The 20,072-nt window shown below is 67.4% G+C and carries 17 protein-coding genes; 8 read left to right on the top strand and 9 right to left on the bottom strand.

The features are described from left to right. Positions 1 to 7 precede the first annotated feature (7 nt). The 5 genes from ACYVKR_RS07020 to ACYVKR_RS07000 all read right to left on the bottom strand — a co-directional run bounded on the left by ACYVKR_RS07020 (position 8) and on the right by ACYVKR_RS07000 (position 5,394). Positions 8 to 712, bottom strand: coding sequence for a DUF4198 domain-containing protein (locus ACYVKR_RS07020; protein WP_460480100.1), 705 nt, complete (start codon positions 710 to 712; stop codon positions 8 to 10). Between the two features lie 96 nt (positions 713 to 808). Beyond that, positions 809 to 2,923, bottom strand: a complete 2,115-nt coding sequence (locus tag ACYVKR_RS07015; protein WP_460480099.1) for a TonB-dependent siderophore receptor — start codon at positions 2,921 to 2,923, stop codon at positions 809 to 811. A gap of 187 nt (positions 2,924 to 3,110) precedes the next feature. Then, entirely contained in the window at positions 3,111 to 3,440 is a 330-nt protein-coding gene (locus ACYVKR_RS07010; RefSeq protein WP_460480098.1) for a DUF3325 family protein, read from the bottom strand. Positions 3,441 to 3,445: 5 nt separating this feature from the next. Next, entirely contained in the window at positions 3,446 to 5,044 is a 1,599-nt protein-coding gene (locus ACYVKR_RS07005; protein WP_460480120.1) for a PepSY-associated TM helix domain-containing protein, read from the bottom strand. 41 nt (positions 5,045 to 5,085) lie between these two features. Then, positions 5,086 to 5,394 (bottom strand): DUF3649 domain-containing protein, encoded by a 309-nt coding sequence (locus tag ACYVKR_RS07000; protein ID WP_460480097.1) that lies wholly within the window; start codon positions 5,392 to 5,394, stop codon positions 5,086 to 5,088. 363 nt (positions 5,395 to 5,757) lie between these two features. Between ACYVKR_RS07000 and ahpC the strand changes: the two genes are divergently transcribed. The 3 genes from ahpC (at position 5,758) to ACYVKR_RS06985 (ending at position 9,028) form a co-directional block, all read left to right on the top strand. Continuing rightward, the gene (gene ahpC, locus ACYVKR_RS06995) at positions 5,758 to 6,345 is read left to right on the top strand and encodes an alkyl hydroperoxide reductase subunit C (protein ID WP_460480096.1); all 588 of its coding nucleotides are present in this window, start codon (positions 5,758 to 5,760) and stop codon (positions 6,343 to 6,345) included. A 90-nt stretch (positions 6,346 to 6,435) separates the two neighbouring features. Continuing rightward, positions 6,436 to 8,007 carry an alkyl hydroperoxide reductase subunit F gene (gene ahpF, locus ACYVKR_RS06990; protein WP_460480095.1) on the top strand — a complete coding sequence of 524 codons (1,572 nt, stop codon included), beginning with the start codon at positions 6,436 to 6,438 and terminating at the stop codon, positions 8,005 to 8,007. 154 nt (positions 8,008 to 8,161) lie between these two features. After that, positions 8,162 to 9,028, top strand: coding sequence for a dienelactone hydrolase family protein (locus ACYVKR_RS06985; RefSeq protein ID WP_460480094.1), 867 nt, complete (start codon positions 8,162 to 8,164; stop codon positions 9,026 to 9,028). 90 nt (positions 9,029 to 9,118) lie between these two features. Here the strand turns inward: ACYVKR_RS06985 and proX (ACYVKR_RS06980) are convergent, their stop codons facing one another. The 4 genes from proX (ACYVKR_RS06980) to proV form a co-directional block, all read right to left on the bottom strand. Continuing rightward, positions 9,119 to 10,135, bottom strand: a complete 1,017-nt coding sequence (proX, locus tag ACYVKR_RS06980; protein ID WP_460480093.1) for a glycine betaine ABC transporter substrate-binding protein — start codon at positions 10,133 to 10,135, stop codon at positions 9,119 to 9,121. Positions 10,136 to 10,198: 63 nt separating this feature from the next. Next, positions 10,199 to 11,161: a glycine betaine/L-proline ABC transporter substrate-binding protein ProX gene (gene proX / locus ACYVKR_RS06975; protein WP_460480119.1), complete on the bottom strand. Its 963-nt coding sequence runs from the start codon at positions 11,159 to 11,161 to the stop codon at positions 10,199 to 10,201. Positions 11,162 to 11,293: 132 nt separating this feature from the next. Continuing rightward, complete coding sequence (gene proW, locus ACYVKR_RS06970) at positions 11,294 to 12,490, bottom strand: ABC transporter permease (protein WP_460480092.1); 1,197 nt, start codon at positions 12,488 to 12,490, stop codon at positions 11,294 to 11,296. Next, positions 12,487 to 13,734, bottom strand: coding sequence for a quaternary amine ABC transporter ATP-binding protein (proV, locus tag ACYVKR_RS06965; protein WP_460480091.1), 1,248 nt, complete (start codon positions 13,732 to 13,734; stop codon positions 12,487 to 12,489). The genes proW and proV overlap by 4 nt, the downstream gene beginning before the upstream one ends. Positions 13,735 to 14,394: 660 nt before the next feature. On the opposite strand from proV, the gene acs reads away from it, so the two are divergent. The 5 genes from acs to ACYVKR_RS06940 all read left to right on the top strand — a co-directional run bounded on the left by acs (position 14,395) and on the right by ACYVKR_RS06940 (position 19,961). Continuing rightward, entirely contained in the window at positions 14,395 to 16,395 is a 2,001-nt protein-coding gene (acs, locus tag ACYVKR_RS06960) for an acetate--CoA ligase (protein WP_460480090.1), read from the top strand. A gap of 147 nt (positions 16,396 to 16,542) precedes the next feature. Further along, complete coding sequence (locus ACYVKR_RS06955) at positions 16,543 to 17,040, top strand: LapA family protein (RefSeq protein WP_460480089.1); 498 nt, start codon at positions 16,543 to 16,545, stop codon at positions 17,038 to 17,040. Between the two features lie 188 nt (positions 17,041 to 17,228). Continuing rightward, complete coding sequence (locus ACYVKR_RS06950; RefSeq protein WP_460480088.1) at positions 17,229 to 17,999, top strand: ABC transporter ATP-binding protein; 771 nt, start codon at positions 17,229 to 17,231, stop codon at positions 17,997 to 17,999. Between the two features lie 2 nt (positions 18,000 to 18,001). After that, positions 18,002 to 18,721 (top strand): ABC transporter ATP-binding protein, encoded by a 720-nt coding sequence (locus ACYVKR_RS06945; RefSeq protein ID WP_460480087.1) that lies wholly within the window; start codon positions 18,002 to 18,004, stop codon positions 18,719 to 18,721. Positions 18,722 to 18,776: 55 nt separating this feature from the next. After that, positions 18,777 to 19,961 (top strand): ABC transporter substrate-binding protein, encoded by a 1,185-nt coding sequence (locus ACYVKR_RS06940; protein ID WP_460480118.1) that lies wholly within the window; start codon positions 18,777 to 18,779, stop codon positions 19,959 to 19,961. The last annotated feature ends 111 nt before the right edge of the window (positions 19,962 to 20,072 follow it).

The following is a 20,072-nucleotide window of genomic DNA, read 5'->3' as shown; positions in this document are numbered from 1 at the left end:
GGGCGGCTCAGTGGCCGGCCGGCGGCGCGGGCAGCGCGGGCGAGGCCATGCCGTCGGCCTGCACGAAGCTCAGCGTGGTCACGTAGCTGGCCTCGCCATAGGCCTGGCCCTGGGCCTCGCCGGCGTTCTTGTCGCTGTGCTTGACCTCGGCCACGTACTGGCCTTGCCACGGCAGGGCGAAGCTGACGGTGCCGTCGGCGTCGCTGTGGGCCTGGCGCGTCCAGCCCGAGGGCGCGGCCATCTGCACCTCGGCCTTGGCCAGCGGCACGCCGCGGAAGGTGACCTTGAACTGGCCCGGCTTGCCGGTGGGCACCAGGTCCAGCGCCTGGGCGTTGGGCTCCACGGCCTGGGCGGCGCTGGCCACCCAGCGCGCGGCGGGCACCCACAGCAGCGCGGGCAGGCTGCGCTTGCTGCGGTCGATCAGTGGGTAGCCGGCGCTGGCGAACAGGGTCTGCGCATCGGCCTGGGTGGCGTAGCTGAAGGCATTGGCGCCGAGCTTGCCCTGCAGCGCCTGGGTGCCCGCGGCGCTGCGCTGCTGCAGCGTGGGCACGCCGCTGAACTTGTCCAGCGCGCCGGGCGAGGACTCGCGCAGGTTGTCGTTGAACTCGCCGAAGTGCAGGCGGGCCTGGCCGCCGGCGTTTTCGAGCCAGACCTGGTGGGCCTGGGCCGTGGTGGCTGTCAGCAGCAGGGCGGCGAGGAGGGTGTGGCGCATGGTGTTTCCTTGGTTGCTATTGAAAAGAGAGCTGCTTGCGCTCATGGGTATTGAGCTGCAATCCGATTTGATTCAAAACAGGGCGGTGATCCCGGATCAGTACCGGGCCTTGAGCGCCAGCACCGCGCTGCGCGGCGCGCCGTAGAAGTTCTGCCGGCCGGGGGCCGAGACCTTCTCGTAGTAGTGCTTGTCGAACAGGTTCTCGACGTTGAGGCTGACCGTGACGTGGTCGTTGACCTGGTAGGCCACCTGGGCGCTGGCCAGCGTGTAGTTGCCCGACACCAGGCGCATCGCGCCGCTTTGCGCGAAGAACTCGCTGCGGTACGACAGGCCGCCGCCCACGCTCCAGCCCTGCAGCGCCGGCGTACGGAAGGCATAGCGCGAGAACAGATTCACGCTGTGGCGCGGCGTGACGGGGCTGAACACCTGGCCCTGCTGCGCCACGGGCGCCTCGAGGTACTTGGTGGCGGTGTAGGCGTAGCCCGCCACCAGGTCCCAGCCGGGGCGGGGCTGGCCGCTCACTTCCACCTCGAAGCCCTGGGCGCGCACCTTGCCGCCCGGGATGGAAGCGGTGGGCACGCCGGGGTCGGCGATGGCGCGGTTCTCGTCGAGGATGCGGAACAGCGCGGCGCTGGCCTGCAGGCGCTTGTGCAGGAATTCGCCCTTGGCGCCCAGCTCCAGCTGCTTGCCGGTGCGCGGGGGCAGCAGCCGGCCGGCGGCGTTCAGCGCCGACTGCACCACGAAGGTCTCGGCGTAGCTGACATAGGCCGTGGTGTTCGCGCTCAGGTCGTACAGCGCGGCGACCGAGGGGATGAACTGGCGGCCCGGATCGGCCTTGGAGATGGTCTGGCCGTCGCTCAGGCGCTCGGTCTCGACCTGCGCCCACGACAGGCGCCCGCCCAGCAGCAGCCGGGCGCGGTCGGTCAGGCTCATCTGCGCCTGGCCGTAGAGCGCCTGCTCGGTGCGCACGGTGCGGGCGTTGTAGCCGGGCAGCGTGATCGTGGGGTAGGGCAGGTAGTAGTCGGGGCGGAAGATGTTGGCCGTGAACGTGGGGCCATAGGCGTAGTTGCCGTCCAGGCTGCGGGTGCGGCTGTGGCTCGCGCCCAGCAGCAGGCGGTGGCTGCGGCCCAGCAGCTGCACGGGCGTGGCGAGGTACAGGTCCACGTTGCGGTTGGCGTTGTCCTGCAGGAAATCCACCGTCTCCATCGTGTAGTCGCCATTGGCGTCGGCGGAGCCGTTGGCGCGCGCCGAGCTGTAGTAGCCGTCGCGCTGCATCTGCCGTGCCGCGAGCTTGAGCAGGCCGCCGTTGTCCAGGCGGTGCTCCAGCTCGGCGAAGGTGTCGGTGGTCTCCAGGTCCTGCCGGTTGCGCGCCAGGCCTGCGAAGGTGGAGCGCGGCAGGTCGATCAGGCGGCCGTCGGCGTAGCCGGGCAGGCCCTGGTCCACCGTGGCGCCGATGCGCTGCTGCGTGCGGCCCACCGACAGCGTGGTGCCGGCCGCAATGTCCAGCTCCAGCGTGCCGTAGCCGGCGGTCTTGTCATTGCGCAGCGTGGCCACGTAGCTGTGGCGGTCGTCATTCACCAGCACCAGCCGCCCGCGCAGGCTGCCGCTGGCGTTGAGCGGGCCGGTCAGGTCCACCTCGGCGCGGCGCTGGTTCCACGAGCCCACCGCAACGCCGGCCGACAGGCCGAGCTGGCTGCGCGCGCGCTTGCGCACCAGGTTGATGGTGCCGCCGGGCTCGCTGGCGCCCTGCAGCAGGCCCGAGGGGCCGCGCAGCACCTCGATGCGGTCGTAGATGGCGGTGTCCAGCGCGGTGGCGAAGTTGGCCCCTTGCGGGAACGCCATGCCGTCGTACTGGATGGCGCCGATGTCGAAGCCGCGCGACTGGATGGTGTTGTAGTTGCCGGCGCCGTCGAAGCGCGAGACGGTCACGCCCGTGGTGAACTTGGCCGCGTCCTCCAGCTTGGTGATGTTGCGCTCGTCGAGCTGCTGGCGCGTGATGACGCTGAGCGACTGCGGCGTCTCGCGCGGCGACTGCACCAGCTTGCCGGCGCTGATCTCGCGTGCCGTGTACAGGCCGGTGCCCTCGGTGGACTGGCCTTCGGCGTCGGCCGAGACCTGCACCTCGGGCAGCGTCACGCTGTCGGTCTGGGCATGGGCGGCCTGCAGGGCCAGGGCCGCGAGTGCGCCGGCGGCGAGGGAAGGGAGGCGCACGCAGGCAGGCTGCGCCGCAAGGGAAGAAGGGAATGGCACGCCGAAAGCCCCCGGGTCGTGGTGGATGAACGATGGGTGGCTGGCTGCGGCAGGGGCCGCGATCGCTGGCGAACAGACGGCTATTTTAAGTTAATTAATGAGAATTATTATCATTTAATATTTCTACCTGTCGCCAAAATGCCATGGACTACGGCCGGGGCCAGAGCGCCAGCGCCGCGGCCAGCGCCAGCAGACCCAGCAGCGGCAGGCGGCGCGGCTGCCAGGTGGCGGCGGCCGTGGCGGCCAGCGCGGCCAGCGACCAGGCGGTGAACCACCAGGCCAGGCTGAACGGCACCGTCGATGCGCCGGGCCGGCCGATGGCGAGCAGCAGCGACAGCACCAGCAGCGCGGCGCCGGCGCGGCGCAGCAGGCGCAGGCGCCGGGCGCTGCCGGCGCGGGCCCAGGCGTCCTCGTGGTGCCGGTCCAGGCCCAGCGCCATGCCGGACCAGCCGGCAAAACAAAGCAGCAGCTCGAACATGGGGGTCAGGCCTCCTTGGGATGGCTCGGCGCCATGGCACGGGCCGCGGCGGGCCGCGCCTGGGGCCGCGCGGCGCGGCCGGGGCGCAGGCGCCAGGCCAGAGCACCCAGCAGCGCCGCGGCGGCCAGGAAGGACAGGTCCATGCCGGCCCAGGCCCAGTCGCCCGCGGGCAGCGTGACGCCCAGGTGCGCGTTGGTGGTCAGGGCGTTGAGCACCGGCAGCGCCGCGAACACCGCGCCGGCCAGCGCCAGCAGCAGCGTCCAGCCGCGACGGTCGGGCAGCAGCGCGGCGGCGGCCAGGGCCAGGCCCCAGGCGGCGAAGAAGCATTGCAGCTCGGTATCGGCGCGTGCCGCCATGCCCGTGGGCAGCAGCCGGTTGGCCGCGAGGTAGATGGCGATGGCCAGTGGCAGGCCGGCCAGCGCCGCGAGGTTCAGCGTCTCCACCAGCCGCTCGCCGCGCGAGGGCGGCGCGGCGGCGCCCTTGCGCTGCGATTGCGCGCGGCGCTTGACCACCCACAGCACCAGGCCGGTGGCGATCATCAGGCTGCCCAGCACGCCGAAGCCGAATAGCGCCCAGCGCAGGCCGGGGCCGGCAAAGCGTGCCAGGTGCAAGCCGTAGAGCACGCCGTAGGTGCGCACCGCGGGGCTTTGCACATCGGCCAGGGCCAGGCGCGCGCCGCTTGTGCCGTCGAAGCGCAGGTGCGCGGGGCGGTACTGCAGGCGGTCGCCGTCGTGCCGGGAGACCTCCAGCACCACGGTGTCGCCGTCGCGGCGGGCTTGCAGGCTGGCGATGCGCCCGCCCTGCCACTCGGTGCGGGCGGCTTCGAGGATGGGGCTCAGTCCGATCAGCGGCAGAGGGGGCGTGGCATCGGCGACGCCGCGGCGGCGCGGGCGGTTGGCCGGGTCGCCCACCAGGTCGGCGAAGTAGGCCTGCGTGTCCGCACCCTGGGGGCCGGGATAGGCGGCGGCGATGCCCGCGGGCAGGTAGAGCGTGTGGAAGATCATCAGGCCGCTGAAGGTGATCATCAAATAGAACGGCAGCGCCAGCACGCCGGAGACGTTGTGCGCGTCGAGCCAGGCGCGCTGCCCGCCCTTGGTGGGGCGAAAGGTGAAGAAGTCCTTGAAGATGCGCCGGTGCGTGACCACGCCGGTGAGCAGTGCAATGAACATCAGCATGGTGGCCACGCCGACGATCCAGCGGCCCTGGATGGCCCAGCGGCCGTTCTTGGCGGTGCGCAGCTCGAAGTGGAAGCGGTAGAAGAACTCGCCGCCCATGGTCTCGCGCGGGTGCAGGGCCTGGCCGGTGACCGGGTCCATGCGCAGGGTCTGGAAGCGGCCGTTGGCCTGGTCGCGCCACAGCACCGAGACCCAGGGCTGGCGCTCGTCGGGCAGGCGCATGATCCATTGGTTGACGCCGGGCGCCTCGCGGTGCAGGGCCTGCTGCGCGCGCTGCGCCACGTCCGGGCCGGCCGGCGGCAGGCCGTGCAGCTCGGGCTGCAGCCAGAGGCTGAATTCGGTCTTGAAGTACGAGAGCGTACCGGTCAGGAAGATGGCGAACAGCAGCCAGCCCAGCACCAGGCCCGACCAGGTGTGCAGCCAGGACATGGCCTGGCGAAAACCCTCGCGGGGCGCCTGCGCGGCGGCCTTCACAGCCCGGCCTCCAGCCAGCGCGGCGCCAGCGTGGTGAGGGCCAGCACCGCGGCGGGCAGGGCGATGCCGCTCCAGGCCGACCAGGCGCTGCGCGCCCAGAAGGCCCAGCCGGCGGCCATGGCATACAGCAGCCAGGCCAGCATCGTGGACCAGACCACGGCCTCCACGCGCGGCAGGCTCTGCGCGAGCAGCAGGGTCAGCGCCGCGGTGGCGGCGGCGGCCAGCGCATAGCCGCCCAGTGCCGCCGCCAGCGCCCGCGAGGCAATGGCGGCTCGGTAGCGTCCGTCGACCCGGGCGGTTTTCATGGCTGGGCCTCGCGCGGCAGCCGGGGCGCGGGCAGTGGAAGGGGACAGCGGCAGTGCATGGGAATTCCAGTCGGCAGGGGGAGGGGGCTGGCTGACGCTGGATCGGTGGCGCTGGCTGGTTTGTTATTTTATATACAAATACGAATGGTTCTCAATATCGTTGCAATGCCCACGGCGGGAGGGCGCATTCTCCCCGTGCTTGCAAACAAAGGCGTCGCCATTACATGCTAAGGTACGAAGGGAAGGGTGATGATGGATAGTTATTGAATATCAATATCATTAAATCAATTTACTTCATTAATTGATATCCATCCTCTACACTTCTCTCCATCGAATGTTTTTCATCAACCAGAGGAAAGAGCAATGTCCCTGATCAACACGCAAGTCCAACCCTTCAAGACCACCGCTTTCGTCGCCCGCAACGGCGGCAAGGGCGCCAAGGGCGAGTTCATCGAAGTGACCGAAGCCGACCTCAAGGGCAAGTGGTCCGTGGTGATCTTCATGCCGGCAGCCTTCACCTTCAACTGCCCGACCGAGATCGAAGACGCTGCCAACAACTACGCTGCCTTCCAGAAGGCCGGCGCCGAGGTGTACATCGTCACCACCGACACGCACTTCTCGCACAAGGTGTGGCACGAGACCTCCGACGCCGTGGGCAAGGCCCAGTTCCCGCTGGTGGGCGACCCGACGCACCAGCTGACCAACGCCTTCGGCGTGCACATCCCCGAAGAAGGCCTGGCACTGCGCGGCACCTTCGTGATCAACCCCGATGGCGTGATCAAGACCATGGAAATCCATTCCAACGAGATCGCCCGCGACGTGTCGGAAACCCTGCGCAAGCTGAAGGCTGCCCAGTACACCGCCGCCCACCCCGGTGAAGTGTGCCCGGCCAAGTGGAAGGAAGGCGAGAAGACCCTGGCTCCTTCGCTGGACCTGGTCGGCAAGATCTAAGCCCTCCGCATCCCATTTGACATGAACTGAAGACGCCCGGGTGCCGACGGCGCCCGGGCTTTCTTTTGCCCAGAATTGAAAGGAACCACCATGCTCGACAACAACCTCAAAGCCCAGCTGAAAGCCTACCTGGAGCGACTGACCCGACCAGTCGAGCTGGTGGCCACCCTGGATGCCGGCGAGAAATCGCAGGAAGTGCGCGAACTGCTGAACGAGATCCGCGAACTCAGCGACAAGATCACCGTGGTCGAGAACGACGAGCTGCCCGTGCGCAAGCCCTCGTTCCTGATCACCAACCCCGGCGCCGACACCGGCCTGCGCTTTGCCGGCGTGCCGCTGGGCCATGAATTCACCTCGCTGGTGCTGGCGCTGCTGCAGGTGGGCGGCCATCCGTCCAAGGAATCGGCCGAGCTGCTCGAGCAGATCAAGAGCCTCGACGGCGACTACCACTTCGAGACCTACTACTCGCTCTCGTGCCACAACTGCCCCGACGTGGTGCAGGCGCTGAACCTGATGAGCGTGCTGAACCCGCGCATCACCCACACCGCCATCGACGGCGGCCTGTTCCCGCAGGAAGTGGAGGAGCGCGAGGTGATGGCCGTGCCCATGGTGTTCCTGAACGGCCAGCATTTCGGCCAGGGGCGCATGGCGCTGGCCGAGATCGTCGGCAAGCTCGACACCAATGCCGGCGCCCGCGAGGCCGCCAAGCTCAGCGCCAAGGAAGCCTTTGACGTGCTGATCGTCGGCGGCGGCCCCGCCGGCGCGGCGGCGGCCGTGTATGCGGCGCGCAAGGGCATCCGCACCGGCATCGCCGCCGAGCGCTTCGGCGGCCAGGTGCTCGACACCGTGGACATCGAGAACTTCATCTCGGTGCAGAAGACCGAAGGCCCGCAGTTCGCCGCGGCGCTGGAGCGCCACGTGGCCGACTACGACGTGGACGTGATGAACCTGCAGGCCGCGACCGAGCTGGTGCCGGCCGCGAGCGAGGGCGGGCTGATCGAGATCAAGACCGCCTCGGGCGGCAGCCTCAAGGCCAAGACCGTGATCCTGTCGACCGGCGCGCGCTGGCGCAACATGAACGTGCCCGGCGAGAACGAGTACCGCACCAAGGGCGTGACCTACTGCCCGCACTGCGACGGCCCGCTGTTCAAGGGCAAGCGCGTGGCGGTGATCGGCGGCGGCAACTCCGGCGTCGAGGCGGCGATCGACCTGGCCGGCGTGGTCGAGCACGTCACGCTGCTGGAGTTCGCCCCCGAGATGAAGGCCGACGCGGTGCTGCAGCGCAAGGTGCGCAGCCTGAAGAACGTGGACATCATCCTCAACGCGCAGACCACCGAGGTCAACGGCGACGGTAAGAAGGTGACGGGCCTGACCTTCAAGGACCGCACCAACGACGAGATCCGCCAGGTGGCGCTCGAAGGCATCTTCGTGCAGATCGGCCTGCTGCCCAACACGCCGTGGCTCAAGGGCGTGGTTCAACTTACGCCATTCGGCGAGGTCAAGGTCGATTCGCACGGCCGCACCAACGTGCCCGGCGTGTTCGCCGCGGGCGATTGCACTGATACGCCCTACAAGCAGATCGTGATCGCCGCGGGCGATGGCGCCAAGGCCGCGCTCAGCGCCTTCGACCACCTGATCCGCACCAGCGCCCCGGCGGCATAAGCAGCCCAGCTGCGAGCGCGAAGAGCTAGCCTGTCCGGGCTGGCTCTTTTTTCATGGGCGTGGCGGAATCGTATGGTTACACTTTGGGCGCAGGCATGGTGCCGCGCCCAAGGAGTGAAGCATGCGTATGTGGTCGAGGTGGTTGCGGATGGGCATGGGACTGGTGGCAGGCTTGGCCCTGGCAGCAGCCTCGCGGGCGGCGGACGAGCCGCGGGTGCCGCCCGAGGTGGTCAAGCTGGCGCTGCAGATCGGCGGCGAGCCCACCGAGGTGGTGGCGCATCTGTACAAGCCGGCGGGCGATGGGCCGTTTCCGCTGGTCATCTTCTCGCATGGCCGCGCTCCGAACCGGCTGGACCGGGCCAAGCTGCGCAACCCGGTGCTGGTCGGACATGCCAACTACTGGTTGAAGCGGGGCGTGGCCGTGGTTGCGCCGGTGCGGCCAGGCTATGGCGAAACGGGAGGCAGCGACCGCGAGGATTCGTTCACCCGCTGGGACGGCGACCAGTGCCGCAGCAACCCCGACTACACCCGCACGGCCGAGCATGCGCGCGACACCGTGGTGGCCACCTACCAGTGGGCGCAGCAGCAGCCCTGGGTGCGCAAGGACCGCATCCTGCTGGAGGGCCAGTCGGTGGGTGGCTTGGCGACGGTCGCGGCCGGCGCGCTGAATCTGCCGGGCGTGGTGGGGGTCGTCAATTTCGCGGGCGGTGCCGGCGGCAACCCCGAGCGCTCGCCCGGCAAGAGCTGCATGCCCGAGAACCTGACGCAGACCTACGCCTTGTACGGCCGGCAGGCCCGGGAGCCCAGCCTGTGGCTGTATGCCGAGAATGACCAGTACTGGGGCGCCGAGGTGCCGCGGCAATGGCACGCGGCCTTCCAGGCGGGCGGCAGCGACGCCCGCCTGGTCCAGACCGGGCCGGTGGAGGGGCATGACGGCCACCAGCTGCTGAACTACGGCGGCCGCATGTGGAGTGCGCCGCTCAATGCCTTTGCGCAGCAGATTGGTTTGCTATCGAATTGATTGCTGTTGGCGCTTTATCCATAAGCGTTTGAGGCCAAAAATACCAAAAAAGAACGCGCCGGGCGCGTTCCTGCAGTGGTGTAGCCGGGCCTATGGCTTGGCCGCCGCCAGCGCCTGCTCGACCCAGCCGTCGAAGGTCTTCTGGTGCGCCTGGATCCAGGCATCGACGTGGCGATCGATGTCGGCCTGCTTGTTCTCGCCGTTCTGCATGCGCAGGTTCTGCGCGGTGATGTCGGCCACCGGCACCTGCATCACGGCGAACAGCTTCGCCGCCGCCGGGTTGGCATCGGCCCAGGCCTTGTTCGCCAAGATGTACTGGTTGTTGGGCTTGAAGCCGTAGTTCTTGCCGTTGGCCAGCCGGGTGTCGTCGTTGCCGGTGGCGTGCGGCACGTTGGGCACTTCCAGCCAGGTCACTTCCTTGCCCGGGCGCAGCACGCCGCTGACCCAGTAGGGCGTCCACACGTAGTACAGCACGGGCTTGCCGGCCTTCTGGCGCGCGATGGTGTCGGCGATCAGCGCGGCGTAGTTGCCCTGCACGTGGTGGATGCGGCCCTCCAGGCCGAGCAGTTTCAGGTGCCGGTTGATGGCCAGCTCGCAGCCCCAGCCGGGGTTGCAGCCGGTGAGGTCGGCCTTGCCGTCGCCGTCGGTGTCGAAGAGCTTGGCGATCTTCGGGTCCTTGAGCTGCTCAAGGCTGGTGATGTGGTGCTCGTCGGCGGTCTTCTTGTCGATCAGGTAGCCCTGCGCCGCGTTGCGCGAGAACGTGCCTTCGCGGTAGTAGGCCTTGGCGCCACCGTTGGCGTCGTAGAAGCCCTGGTGCAGCGGCAGCCAGTGCGTGGCGGTGAAGGTGGCGTCGCCATTGGCGATGACGATGTGCTGGGTGCCGTTCTCCAGGTTCTTGGGCGGCTTCACGTCGTAGCCCAGCTTCTGCAGCGCGCGCGAGACGATCAGGGTCTGGAAGGCTTCTTCGTCCACGGTGCCCATCAGCGGCTGCACGGCGACGCCGCTGCCGGGCAGCTGCTGCGGCTGGGCCGCGGCGCCGAGGCTCAGGCCTGCGGCCAGGGCCAGCGCGGCCAGGCGGATGCGGGTGGTGGGGGTGCTCAGAGTCACGCGATAGATCTCCTTGTCTCAAAGAAAAAAACGGCGCACGATGGCGCCGTTGTCGGGGAAGGCTTACTTGCCGGCGGCCTGCGCCTGCGCGATCCAGCCATCGAAGGTCTTCTGGTGCGCCTTGATCCAGGCGTCGGTGTGGCGCTCGATGTCGGCCGGCTTGTTCTGACCGTTCTTCATGGCCAGGTTCTCGGCGTTGATGTCGCCGACCGGCAGCCGCATCACCTCGAACAGCTTGGCCGCGGCGGGGTTCTTGTCGGTGAAGGCCTTGTTGGCGACGATCTTCTGCGTGTTCAGCGGGAAGCCGTAGTTGCGGCCGTCGGGCAGCGCGGTCTTCATCTTGGACTGGTCGCCGGGCAGCGCGGTGAAGGGCACCTGCAGCCAGACCACGTCCTTGCCGGGGCGCAGCTCGGCGCTGACCCAGAACGGCGTCCAGGTGTAGTAGAGGATGGGCTTGCCCGCCTTGTAGCGGGTGATGGTGTCGGCCATCAGCGCGGCATAGCTGCCCTGCACGTGGGTCACGGTGTCGCGCAGCTTGTAGGCGCTGAGCTGGAACTCGATCGCGGCTTCGCAGCCCCAGCCCGGCGTGCAGCCGGTGAGGTCGGCCTTGCCGTCGCCGTCGGTGTCGAAGATCTTGGCGATCTTCGGGTCCTTGAGCTGCTCGATGTTGGTGATCTTGTACTGGTCGGCGGTCTTCTTGTCGATCAGGTAGCCCTGGGCCGCGTTGTTCGAGTACTCGCCCTGGCGGTAGAGCTTGGCGTCGCCGCCGGCGTTCTTGTAGAAGTCGGCGTGCAGCGGGTCCCAGTGGTCGGCCATGAAGGTCGCGTCGCCATTGGCGATCGCCACGTGGGCGGTGGCGTATTCCACTTCCTTGATGGGCTTCACGTCATAGCCCAGCTTGGCCAGCGCGCGGCTGACCAGCAGGGTCTGGAAGGTTTCCTCGGCGATCGAGCTCTGGAGCGGCTGCACGCTGACGCCCTTGCCGGGCAAATCTGGTGTTTGTGCTTGCGCCTGGGCGGCGGCCATGCCGAGGGCGAGCAGGCTGCCGGCGAGCAGGGGAGAGAAATTCTTGGTCATAGGGCTCCTTGGCTGGGGTTTACAATGAAATCGGGCTCCAGCGCTCATGCAGCAAGCGCTGGTAGCTATGGTTTTTGAATATCAGTGCGTGGCGGTGCGCAGCGCGGGGGCTGCCTCGCCGGCCTCGCTCGCCGCCGCGGCCGGGCGGCGCTGCAGCAGCTTCGCGGCCAGACCGGCGGGGCCGGTCTGCCACCAGTGGCGCACGCCGCGGCGGGACTGGCCCAGCGCCTGCGTGATGCGGTCGAGCATGATGGCCAGCAGCACGATGCCGATGCCGCCCACGGTGGCCAGGCCCATGTCCAGGCGGCCGATGCCGCGCAGCACCATCTGGCCCAGGCCGCCCACGGCGATCATCGAGGCGATCACCACCATCGACAGCGACAGCATCAGCGCCTGGTTGATGCCGGCCATGATGGACGGCATGGCCAGCGGCAGTTGCACCTTGAACAGCATCTGCATCGGCGAGGCGCCGTAGGCGCGGCCGGCCTCGATCAGGTCGGGCCGCACCTGGCGGATGCCGAGGTTCGTCAATCGAACCAGCGGCGGCAGCGCGAAGATGATGGTCACGATCACGCCGGGCACGTTGCCGATGCCGAACAGCATCACCACCGGCACCAGGTAGACGAAGGCGGGCGTGGTCTGCATCGCGTCAAGGAAGGGGCGGAACCAGCGCTGGGCGCGGTCGCTCGAAGCGAGCAGGATGCCCAGCGGCAGGCCGATGGCGATGCAGAAGACCAGCGAGGTCAGCACCAGCGACAGCGTGACCATGGCTTCGTTCCAGATGCCCAGCATGGCCACGGCCAGCAGCGATATGACGGCCCCAATGGCCATCGCGCCGCCGGCGAACTGCCAGGCGAGCAGGCCGAAGATGGCGACGATGGCCAGCACCGGCGCGGCGGTGAGCAGGTGCTCCACCCCCGAGAGCGTGCCGTCAATCGGCGCGCGCACGGTCTGGAACAGCGGCCGGAAATGCGCCACCATCCACTGCAGGCCGTGGTTGATCCAGTCTTCAATCGGCAGCGTGCCGTTCCACAGCTGCTGGATATGGAAGCCCCCGTCGGGCACGGCGCCCGCGGCCTGCTGGACGGCATCGGCCGTATTGCCTGCGCCATCGGCGCCGCTGCCCAGCCAGTCGCTGCTGCCGTCGGACGGCGCGGTGGACGCGGCCCAGGGGTCGTCGATGGCGGCCTGGTCTTGGGCGGCCGGGCCGGGATCGGCGGGCGTGGCAGGGGCGGCGGGGTTGGTAGTGGTGTCTTGCAGTTCGTTCAATTCGTTCATGCGGCGCTCCGGGATTCAGGGGTGGCAGGGCTGGAAGGCGGCACCGGCGGGGTGTCGCGGTCCAGGAAGCGCAGCAAGGTGTTCTTGCTGATCACACCGGCGAAACGGCCGTCGCCGTGCAGCACCGGCACGGGGCAGGGGGCCTGCGCCACCTGGCCGAACAGGTTGGCCACCTGTGTGTCGGCGGCGATGGGCTCCACCTGCGGCAGGTAGGCGTGCTGCAGCCCCAGCGGCCCGACGTGGTCCTGCAGCGCGGTGCGCAGCGAATCGGCCGACACCGTGCCCAGGTACTGCTTGCGCGGCGAGAGCACGTAGGCGAAGTCGCGGTCGGCGTCCTCCAGCATGCGCAGCGCCGGGCGGCAGCCGCGTTCGCGGCTTTCGCTCACCACGGTGAGCGCGCGGCGGGCGATGTCGCCGGCCTTGAAGACGGCGGCCGCGTCCACGCCGCGGATGAAGTTGCGCACATAGTCGTTGGCCGGATTGCGCAGGATGTCGTCGGGCGTGCCCACCTGCACCACCTGGCCGTCCTTCATGATGGCGATGCGGTCGCCGATGCGCATGGCCTCGTCCAGGTCGTGCGAGATGAAGACGATGGTGCGGCGCTTGACCTCCTGCAGCCGGAGCAATTCCGACTGCATCTCGGTGCGGATGATCGGGTCCAGCGCCGAGAAGGCCTCGTCCATCAGCAGGATGGACGGATCGGACGCCAGCGCCCGGGCCAGGCCCACGCGCTGCTGCATGCCGCCCGAGAGCTCGTCCGGGTAGCTCGCGCCCCAGCCGCCCAGGCCGACCTGCTCCAGCGCCTGCGCGGCGGCGGCCTGGCGCTCGGCGCGGTCAATGCCGGCCAGCTCCAGCCCGAAGGCGGTGTTGTCCAGCACCGTCATGTGCGGCATCAGCGCGAACGACTGGAACACCATGGAGATGTCCTTGCGGCGCAGCGCGCGCAGCTCGCGGTCGCTCAACTGGCTGATGTCCTGGCCGTCGACCACGATCTGGCCGGCCGTGGGCTCGATCAGCAGGTTCAGCATGCGCACCAGCGTGGACTTGCCCGAGCCCGACAGGCCCATGACGACGAAGATCTCGCCGGCCTCGATGCGGAAATCGGCGTCGAACACGCCTATCGACTGCCCGGTCTGCTCCAGCACCTCTTGCTTGCTGGCGCCCCGGCGCACCAGATCGAGCGCGGCTTGGGGGGAATCACCGAACACCTTGAATACGTGCTCGATGGCGATGGATTTGGCCATGGTTTGCTCCCTCGATGGTTGGTTGTTCCGGGAGCGCGCAGTCGCGCGGCCCGGCGTGAAGCCGTGCCGCCATTGACCCTGACGCCCAATACATCCAATCACGGCGCCGATGGAAGACGCCCAGGCAACCGCCCTCGTCGCGAGGGCGGGAAACACATGTGACCAATATCTAACCCGTGCCATGCGCGCCAGCCAAAGCCGGGCATGATCGACGGGGTCTCTCGTGCGCATCGGAAGAGGTCCGGTAGGGAGGACTTCCGATCACGCGAGCGCGGCGGGGACTGTAAGAAGTCCGCCGCGCCGGGGCATCAGGGCCGGTGGCCGGCCTATGAACTGACGGACTTCGGCGTGGCCGAAGACCCGACGGAGACAATCTGCACGCGCGGAGCGCACAAATTACCTGCAACGCAGGTTGTAAAACACTTTACTAGTCTATTAATTGATATTGATAATGTCAAAACACAGGTTTTTCCATATGTGGTAAGGAATTCTGTGTTTCAGAGGGAAAAGAGGCGCAATGGGGTGCGGGTTTCAACCCATTCGGGCGGCCGCGGCCCTGTGTTCGAATTTTTCCGGCAGGTATGTCAGTCGCATGTAAGTGCGGCAAGCCAAAGTTGCCCGGATTTCGTTTCACAATGACGCGCAAAGGAGACCGTTTTTATGAGCAATGCTTCCTCATCCGCCATCGAGTCCGTGCTGGTGGAGAACCGTGTTTTCCCTCCGTCCGAGGCCACCGTGCGCGCGGCCCGCGTCTCGGGCATGGCGGGCTACGAGGCGCTGCGGGCCGAGGCCGAGAAGGATTTCGAGGGCTTCTGGGCCAGCCGCGCCCGTGAACATGTGCAGTGGACCAAGCCCTTCACCCGCGTGCTCGACGAGTCGAACCCGCCGTTCTTCAAGTGGTTCGACGACGGCGAGCTGAACGCCAGCGCCAACTGCCTGGACCGGCACATGGGCACGCCGGTCGAGAACAAGACCGCGATCATCTTCGAGGCCGATGACGGCACGGTCACCAAGGTCAGCTACAAGGAACTGCTGGCCCGCGTCTCGCAGTTCGCCAATGCGCTGAAGGCCCAGGGCGTGCAAAAGGGCGACCGCGTGCTGATCTACATGCCGATGACCGTCGAGGGCATCGTCGCCATGCAGGCCTGCGCACGCATCGGCGCCACGCACAGCGTGGTGTTCGGCGGCTTCTCGGCCAAGGCGGTGAACGAGCGCGTGATCGACGCCGGCGCCAGCCTCATCATCACCGCCAACTACCAGATGCGCGGCGGCAAGGAGCTGCCGCTGAAGGCCATCGTCGACGAGGCGCTGGACATGGGCGGCTGCGACACGGTCAAGAAGGTGCTGGTCTACGAACGCACCGCCACGACCTACAACAAGGTGGCCGGCCGCGACCTGAGCTTTGCCGAGGCGCTGGCCGGGCAGGGCAGCGAGTGCGCGCCGGTGGCCGTGAACGCCGAGCACCCGCTGTTCATCCTCTACACCAGCGGCTCCACCGGCAAGCCCAAGGGCGTGCAGCACGCCACCGGCGGCTACATCCTGTGGGCCAAGATGACCATGGAGTGGACCTTCGACATCCGCCCCGAGGACGTGTTCTGGTGCACGGCCGACATCGGCTGGATCACCGGCCACACCTACATCGCCTACGGGCCGCTCGCCGCCGGCGCCACGCAGGTGGTGTTCGAGGGCGTGCCCACCTACCCGGACGCGGGCCGCTTCTGGCAGATGATCGAGCGCCATAAGGTCAGCATCTTCTACACCGCGCCCACGGCTATCCGCTCGCTGATCAAGGCGGCCGATTCCGACGCGAAGGTGCACCCGAAGAACTGGGACCTGTCCAGCCTGCGGCTGCTGGGCTCGGTGGGCGAGCCGATCAACCCCGAAGCCTGGATGTGGTACTACCGCAATATAGGCGGCGAGCGCTGCCCCATCGTGGACACCTTCTGGCAGACCGAGAACGGCGGCCACGTCATCACCCCGCTGCCGGGCGCGACGCCGCTGGTGCCGGGCTCGTGCACGCTGCCGCTGCCGGGCATTGCCGCCGCCATCGTCGACGAGACCGGCAAGGAGCTGCCGAACGGATCGGGCGGCATGCTGGTCATCCTGCGGCCCTGGCCCTCGATGATCCGCACCATCTGGAACGACCCCGAGCGCTTCAAGAAAGCCTACTTCCCCGAGGAAATGGGCGGCAGCATCTACCTGGCCGGCGACGGCGCGGTGCGCGATGCAAAGACGGGTTACTTCCGCATCACCGGCCGCATCGACGACGTGCTCAACGTCTCGGGCCACCGCATGGGCACGATGGAGATCGAGTCGGCCCTGGTGTCCAAGACCGACCTCGTGGCCGAGGCCGCCGTCGTGGGCCGCCCCGACGACATGACCGGCGAGGCCATCTGCGCCTTCGTGGTGCTCAAGCGCCCGCGCCCCACCGGCGAGGAAGCCAAGCAGATCGCCAAGGAACTGCGCGACTGGGTGGCCAAGGAAATCGGCCCCATCGCCAAGCCCAAGGACATCCGCTTCGGCGACAACCTGCCCAAGACCCGCAGCGGCAAGATCATGCGCCGTCTGCTGCGCTCCATCGCCAAGGGTGAGGCGATCACGCAGGATACGAGCACCCTGGAAAACCCCGCAATCCTGGATCAGTTGGCGGAGACCAACTGATCCCAGTCCGCGCGGCAGGTGCGCCACGAAAAGCCGGAGCTTGCTCCGGCTTTTTCATTTCGATGCAATCTGGACCTGCTACCGGCACGCGGGGTGCGCGGCGCTGCGTGGTAAGGTAAACCTCATTTACAGCCGTCAGGAGCTTCCATGCGAACCATAGTCCTACTCATCATTGCCGTGGCGATTGCCGGCCTCGCGGCGCTGAACTGGCCGGTGCTGGCGGCGCATTCCTCCGTCAACATGGGCTTCACCACGGTCGAGGCGCCGCTGGGCGTGCTGATGCTGGGGCTCACGGTCCTGCTGTGCGTGCTGTTCATCGCCTATGTGCTGTCGCTGCAGGGCTCGGTGCTGCTCGAGGCCCGCCGCCACAACAAGGAAATGCAGGCCCAGCGCGAGCTGGCCGACAAGGCCGAGGCCTCGCGCTTCACCGAGCTGCGCCAGCTGCTGGAGCGCCAGCATGCCGAGCGGCAATCGGCGGTGATGGCGCGAATGGATGCGCTGGAAGCCCGCGTCGTGCAGCGCGCCCAGGAATCGGACAACAGCAATGCCGCCTACATCGGCCAGCTGGAGGAGCGCCTGCGCCGTGAGACTGGCGACACGCGCGGCGGCGCGCGCGATCTGGGCGAGGTCTCCAGCCACTCCTGATTCCCAGTGTTCTCAAAAATAGGAGCAAAACATTCAGGAGGGTAAACGACTAAGAAAGCTCACCTAAAGAGTTTCCCTAGTGGACGGCCGTGCAGAAATTCATAGCATTGGCGCATCTGAAAAACGGCGTAGTCTGCTTGCGGGCCACGCCGAATTTTTTCTTGGAACCTGTTAATGGTGCAATGCCCATGAGTGATGTCATTCTTCAGACCACCGACCTGACCAAGGAGTTCCGGGGGTTCACGGCGGTGAGCAACGTCAACCTCTCGGTGGCGCGCGGCTCCATCCATGCGCTCATCGGCCCCAATGGCGCCGGCAAGACCACCTGCTTCAACCTGCTGACCAAGTTCCTGACGCCGACCAAGGGCGTCATCCGCTTCAACGGCATCGACATCACCAACGAGCAGCCCGCGCAGATCGCGCGGCGCGGGGTGATCCGCTCGTTCCAGATCTCGGCGGTCTTCCCGCACCTCACGCTGCTGGAGAACGTGCGCGTGGGTCTGCAGCGTGGCCTGGGCACGGCCTTCCATTTCTGGCGCAGCGAACAGTCGCTGAACCAGCTCAACGAGCGCGCCCGGGCGCTGCTCGAAGAGGTGGGCCTCGCGCACATGGCCGACGAGGTGACCGTCAACCTGCCCTATGGCCAGAAGCGGGCGCTGGAGATCGCCACCACGCTGGGCATGGAGCCCGAGCTGATGCTGCTCGACGAGCCCACGCAGGGCATGGGCCACGAGGACGTGGACCGTGTCACCCAGCTCATCAAGAAGGTGTCGGCGGGCCGCACCATCCTGATGGTGGAGCACAACATGAAGGTGATCTCCACCATCGCCGACCGCATCACGGTGCTGCAGCGCGGCGCCATCCTGGCGGAAGGCGACTACCAGACGGTGTCGCAGAACCCGCAGGTGATGGAAGCCTATATGGGCACGACCGACGGCCAACTGCAAGGGGCCCACTGAGCATGAACAACGCAACGACTCCCGCGCTCGAGATCAACGACCTGCAGGCCTGGTATGGCGAATCGCACGTGCTGCACGGCGTGCAGATGCGCGTGATGCCCGGCGAGGTGGTGACCCTGCTGGGCCGCAACGGCGCCGGGCGCACCTCGACCATGCGTGCCGTGATGGGGCTGACCGGCGCGCGCAAGGGCTCGATCAAGATCAACGGCGTGGAAACCATCCAGATGCCCACGCACCGCATCGCCCACCTGGGCGTGGGCTACTGCCCCGAAGAGCGCGGCATCTTCGCCAGCCTCTCGTGCGAAGAGAACCTGATGCTGCCGCCGGCGCTCAAGACCGGCACCGACGGCATGTCGGTGGACGAGATCTACGCCATGTTCCCCAACCTCGCCGAGCGCCGCCAGAGCCAGGGAACGCGCCTGTCGGGCGGCGAGCAGCAGATGCTGGCGGTGGCGCGCATCCTGCGCACCGGCGCCAAGCTGCTCTTGCTCGACGAGATCTCGGAAGGTCTGGCGCCGGTGATCGTGCAGGCGCTGGCGCGCATGATCGTGAGCCTGCGCCAGAAGGGCTACACCATCGTGATGGTGGAGCAGAACTTCCGCTTTGCGGCGCCGCTGGCCGACCGGCTGTACGTGATGGAGCACGGCCAGATCGTGGAGCAGTTCGGCGCATCCGAGCTGGAGGCCAAGATGCCTTTGCTCAATACCCTGCTCGGCGTCTGACCGCGCGGGTGGATTTTTTTCAGTGAACCATGGAGAGCTGGACATGAAAGTACAAATGAAGTTGTTGGCCCAGGCCGCCTGCCTGATGGCCCTGTCTGCTGCCGCCGCGCAGGCGCAGGAGAAGGTGAAGATCGGCTTCATCACCGATATGTCGAGCCTGTACGCCGACGTCGAGGGCAAGAACGGCGCCATCGCCATCCAGATGGCGATCGATGATTTCGGTGGCAAGGTACTGGGCCAGCCGATCGAACTGGTCTCGGCCGACCACCAGAACAAGGCGGACATCGCGGCCTCCAAGGCGCGCGAGTGGGTGGACACCCAGGGCGTCACCATGCTGTTCGGCGGCACCAACTCGGGCACCGCGCTGGCCATGGCCAAGATCGCGCAGGAGAAGAAGCGCGTGTTCTTCGACAGCGGCGCGGGCTCGTCGGCGCTGACCAACGAGCAGTGCAGCCCCTACACCGTGCACTATGCCTATGACACCGTGGCGCTGGCCAAGGGCACCGGCGGCGCCGTAGTGGGCCGCGGCGGCAAGAGCTGGTTCTTCCTGACCGCGGACTATGCCTTCGGCCATTCGCTGGAGAACGACACGGCGGCCGTGGTCAAGGCCACCGGCGGCTCGGTGGTGGGCACGGTCAAGCACCCACTCAACGCCTCCGACTTCTCGTCCTTCCTGCTGCAGGCGCAGAACTCCAAGGCCCAGGTGCTGGGCCTGGCGAACGCCGGCGGCGACTTCATCAACAGCGTGAAGGCCGCCAAGGAATTCGGCATCAACAAGACCATGAAGACCGCCGGCCTGCTGGTGTTCCTGACCGACATCCACAGCCTGGGCCTGAAGAACACCGAGGGCCTGCTGCACACGGTGAGCTGGTACTGGGACATGAACGACGCCTCGCGCAAGTTCGGCGAGAAGTTCTTCGCCAAGACCAAGCGCATGCCCACCGACATCCACGCGGCCGACTACTCCGCCACGATGAACTACCTGAAGGCGGTGGAGGCGGTGAAGACCACCGACGCCGACAAGGTCATGGCCTACCTCAAGAGCAAGCCGCTCGACGACTTCTACGGCAAGGGCATGATCCGTCCGGACGGCCGCTACGCGCACGACATGTACCTGGTGGAAGTGAAGTCGCAGGCCGAGTCCAAGAAGCCCTGGGACTATCTGAAGGTGCTGCAGACGCTGCCGGCCGACAAGGTGTGGACCACCAAGGCCGAGTCCAAGTGCGCGCTCTGGAAGTAAGTTCCAGACCGACATCTAGCTAGATCCACTGCTGTGTGAGCCCCTTATGGACATATTTGGTGTTTCATTGCCGGCGATGCTGAGCCAGCTTTTGCTGGGCCTGGTCAATGG

This window comes from Comamonas humi (genome assembly GCF_054782535.1).
This window is presented reverse-complemented; position numbering and strand designations above follow the sequence as displayed.

Excerpts from the sequence above, each read along its gene's own strand:
- ACYVKR_RS07020 (WP_460480100.1), bottom strand. The coding sequence starts at position 712 with ATGCGCCACACCCTCCTCGCCGCCCTGCTGCTGACAGCCACCACGGCC.
- ACYVKR_RS07010 (WP_460480098.1), bottom strand. The coding sequence starts at position 3,440 with ATGTTCGAGCTGCTGCTTTGTTTTGCCGGCTGGTCCGGCATGGCGCTG.
- ACYVKR_RS07005 (WP_460480120.1), bottom strand. The coding sequence starts at position 5,044 with ATGTCCTGGCTGCACACCTGGTCGGGCCTGGTGCTGGGCTGGCTGCTG.
- ACYVKR_RS07000 (WP_460480097.1), bottom strand. The coding sequence starts at position 5,394 with ATGAAAACCGCCCGGGTCGACGGACGCTACCGAGCCGCCATTGCCTCG.
- ahpC (WP_460480096.1), top strand. The coding sequence starts at position 5,758 with ATGTCCCTGATCAACACGCAAGTCCAACCCTTCAAGACCACCGCTTTC.
- ahpF (WP_460480095.1), top strand. The coding sequence starts at position 6,436 with ATGCTCGACAACAACCTCAAAGCCCAGCTGAAAGCCTACCTGGAGCGA.
- ACYVKR_RS06985 (WP_460480094.1), top strand. The coding sequence starts at position 8,162 with ATGGGACTGGTGGCAGGCTTGGCCCTGGCAGCAGCCTCGCGGGCGGCG.
- proX (WP_460480119.1), bottom strand. The coding sequence starts at position 11,161 with ATGGCCGCCGCCCAGGCGCAAGCACAAACACCAGATTTGCCCGGCAAG.
- proW (WP_460480092.1), bottom strand. The coding sequence starts at position 12,490 with ATGAACGAATTGAACGAACTGCAAGACACCACTACCAACCCCGCCGCC.
- proV (WP_460480091.1), bottom strand. The coding sequence starts at position 13,734 with ATGGCCAAATCCATCGCCATCGAGCACGTATTCAAGGTGTTCGGTGAT.
- acs (WP_460480090.1), top strand. The coding sequence starts at position 14,395 with ATGAGCAATGCTTCCTCATCCGCCATCGAGTCCGTGCTGGTGGAGAAC.
- ACYVKR_RS06955 (WP_460480089.1), top strand. The coding sequence starts at position 16,543 with ATGCGAACCATAGTCCTACTCATCATTGCCGTGGCGATTGCCGGCCTC.
- ACYVKR_RS06950 (WP_460480088.1), top strand. The coding sequence starts at position 17,229 with ATGAGTGATGTCATTCTTCAGACCACCGACCTGACCAAGGAGTTCCGG.
- ACYVKR_RS06945 (WP_460480087.1), top strand. The coding sequence starts at position 18,002 with ATGAACAACGCAACGACTCCCGCGCTCGAGATCAACGACCTGCAGGCC.
- ACYVKR_RS06940 (WP_460480118.1), top strand. The coding sequence starts at position 18,777 with ATGAAGTTGTTGGCCCAGGCCGCCTGCCTGATGGCCCTGTCTGCTGCC.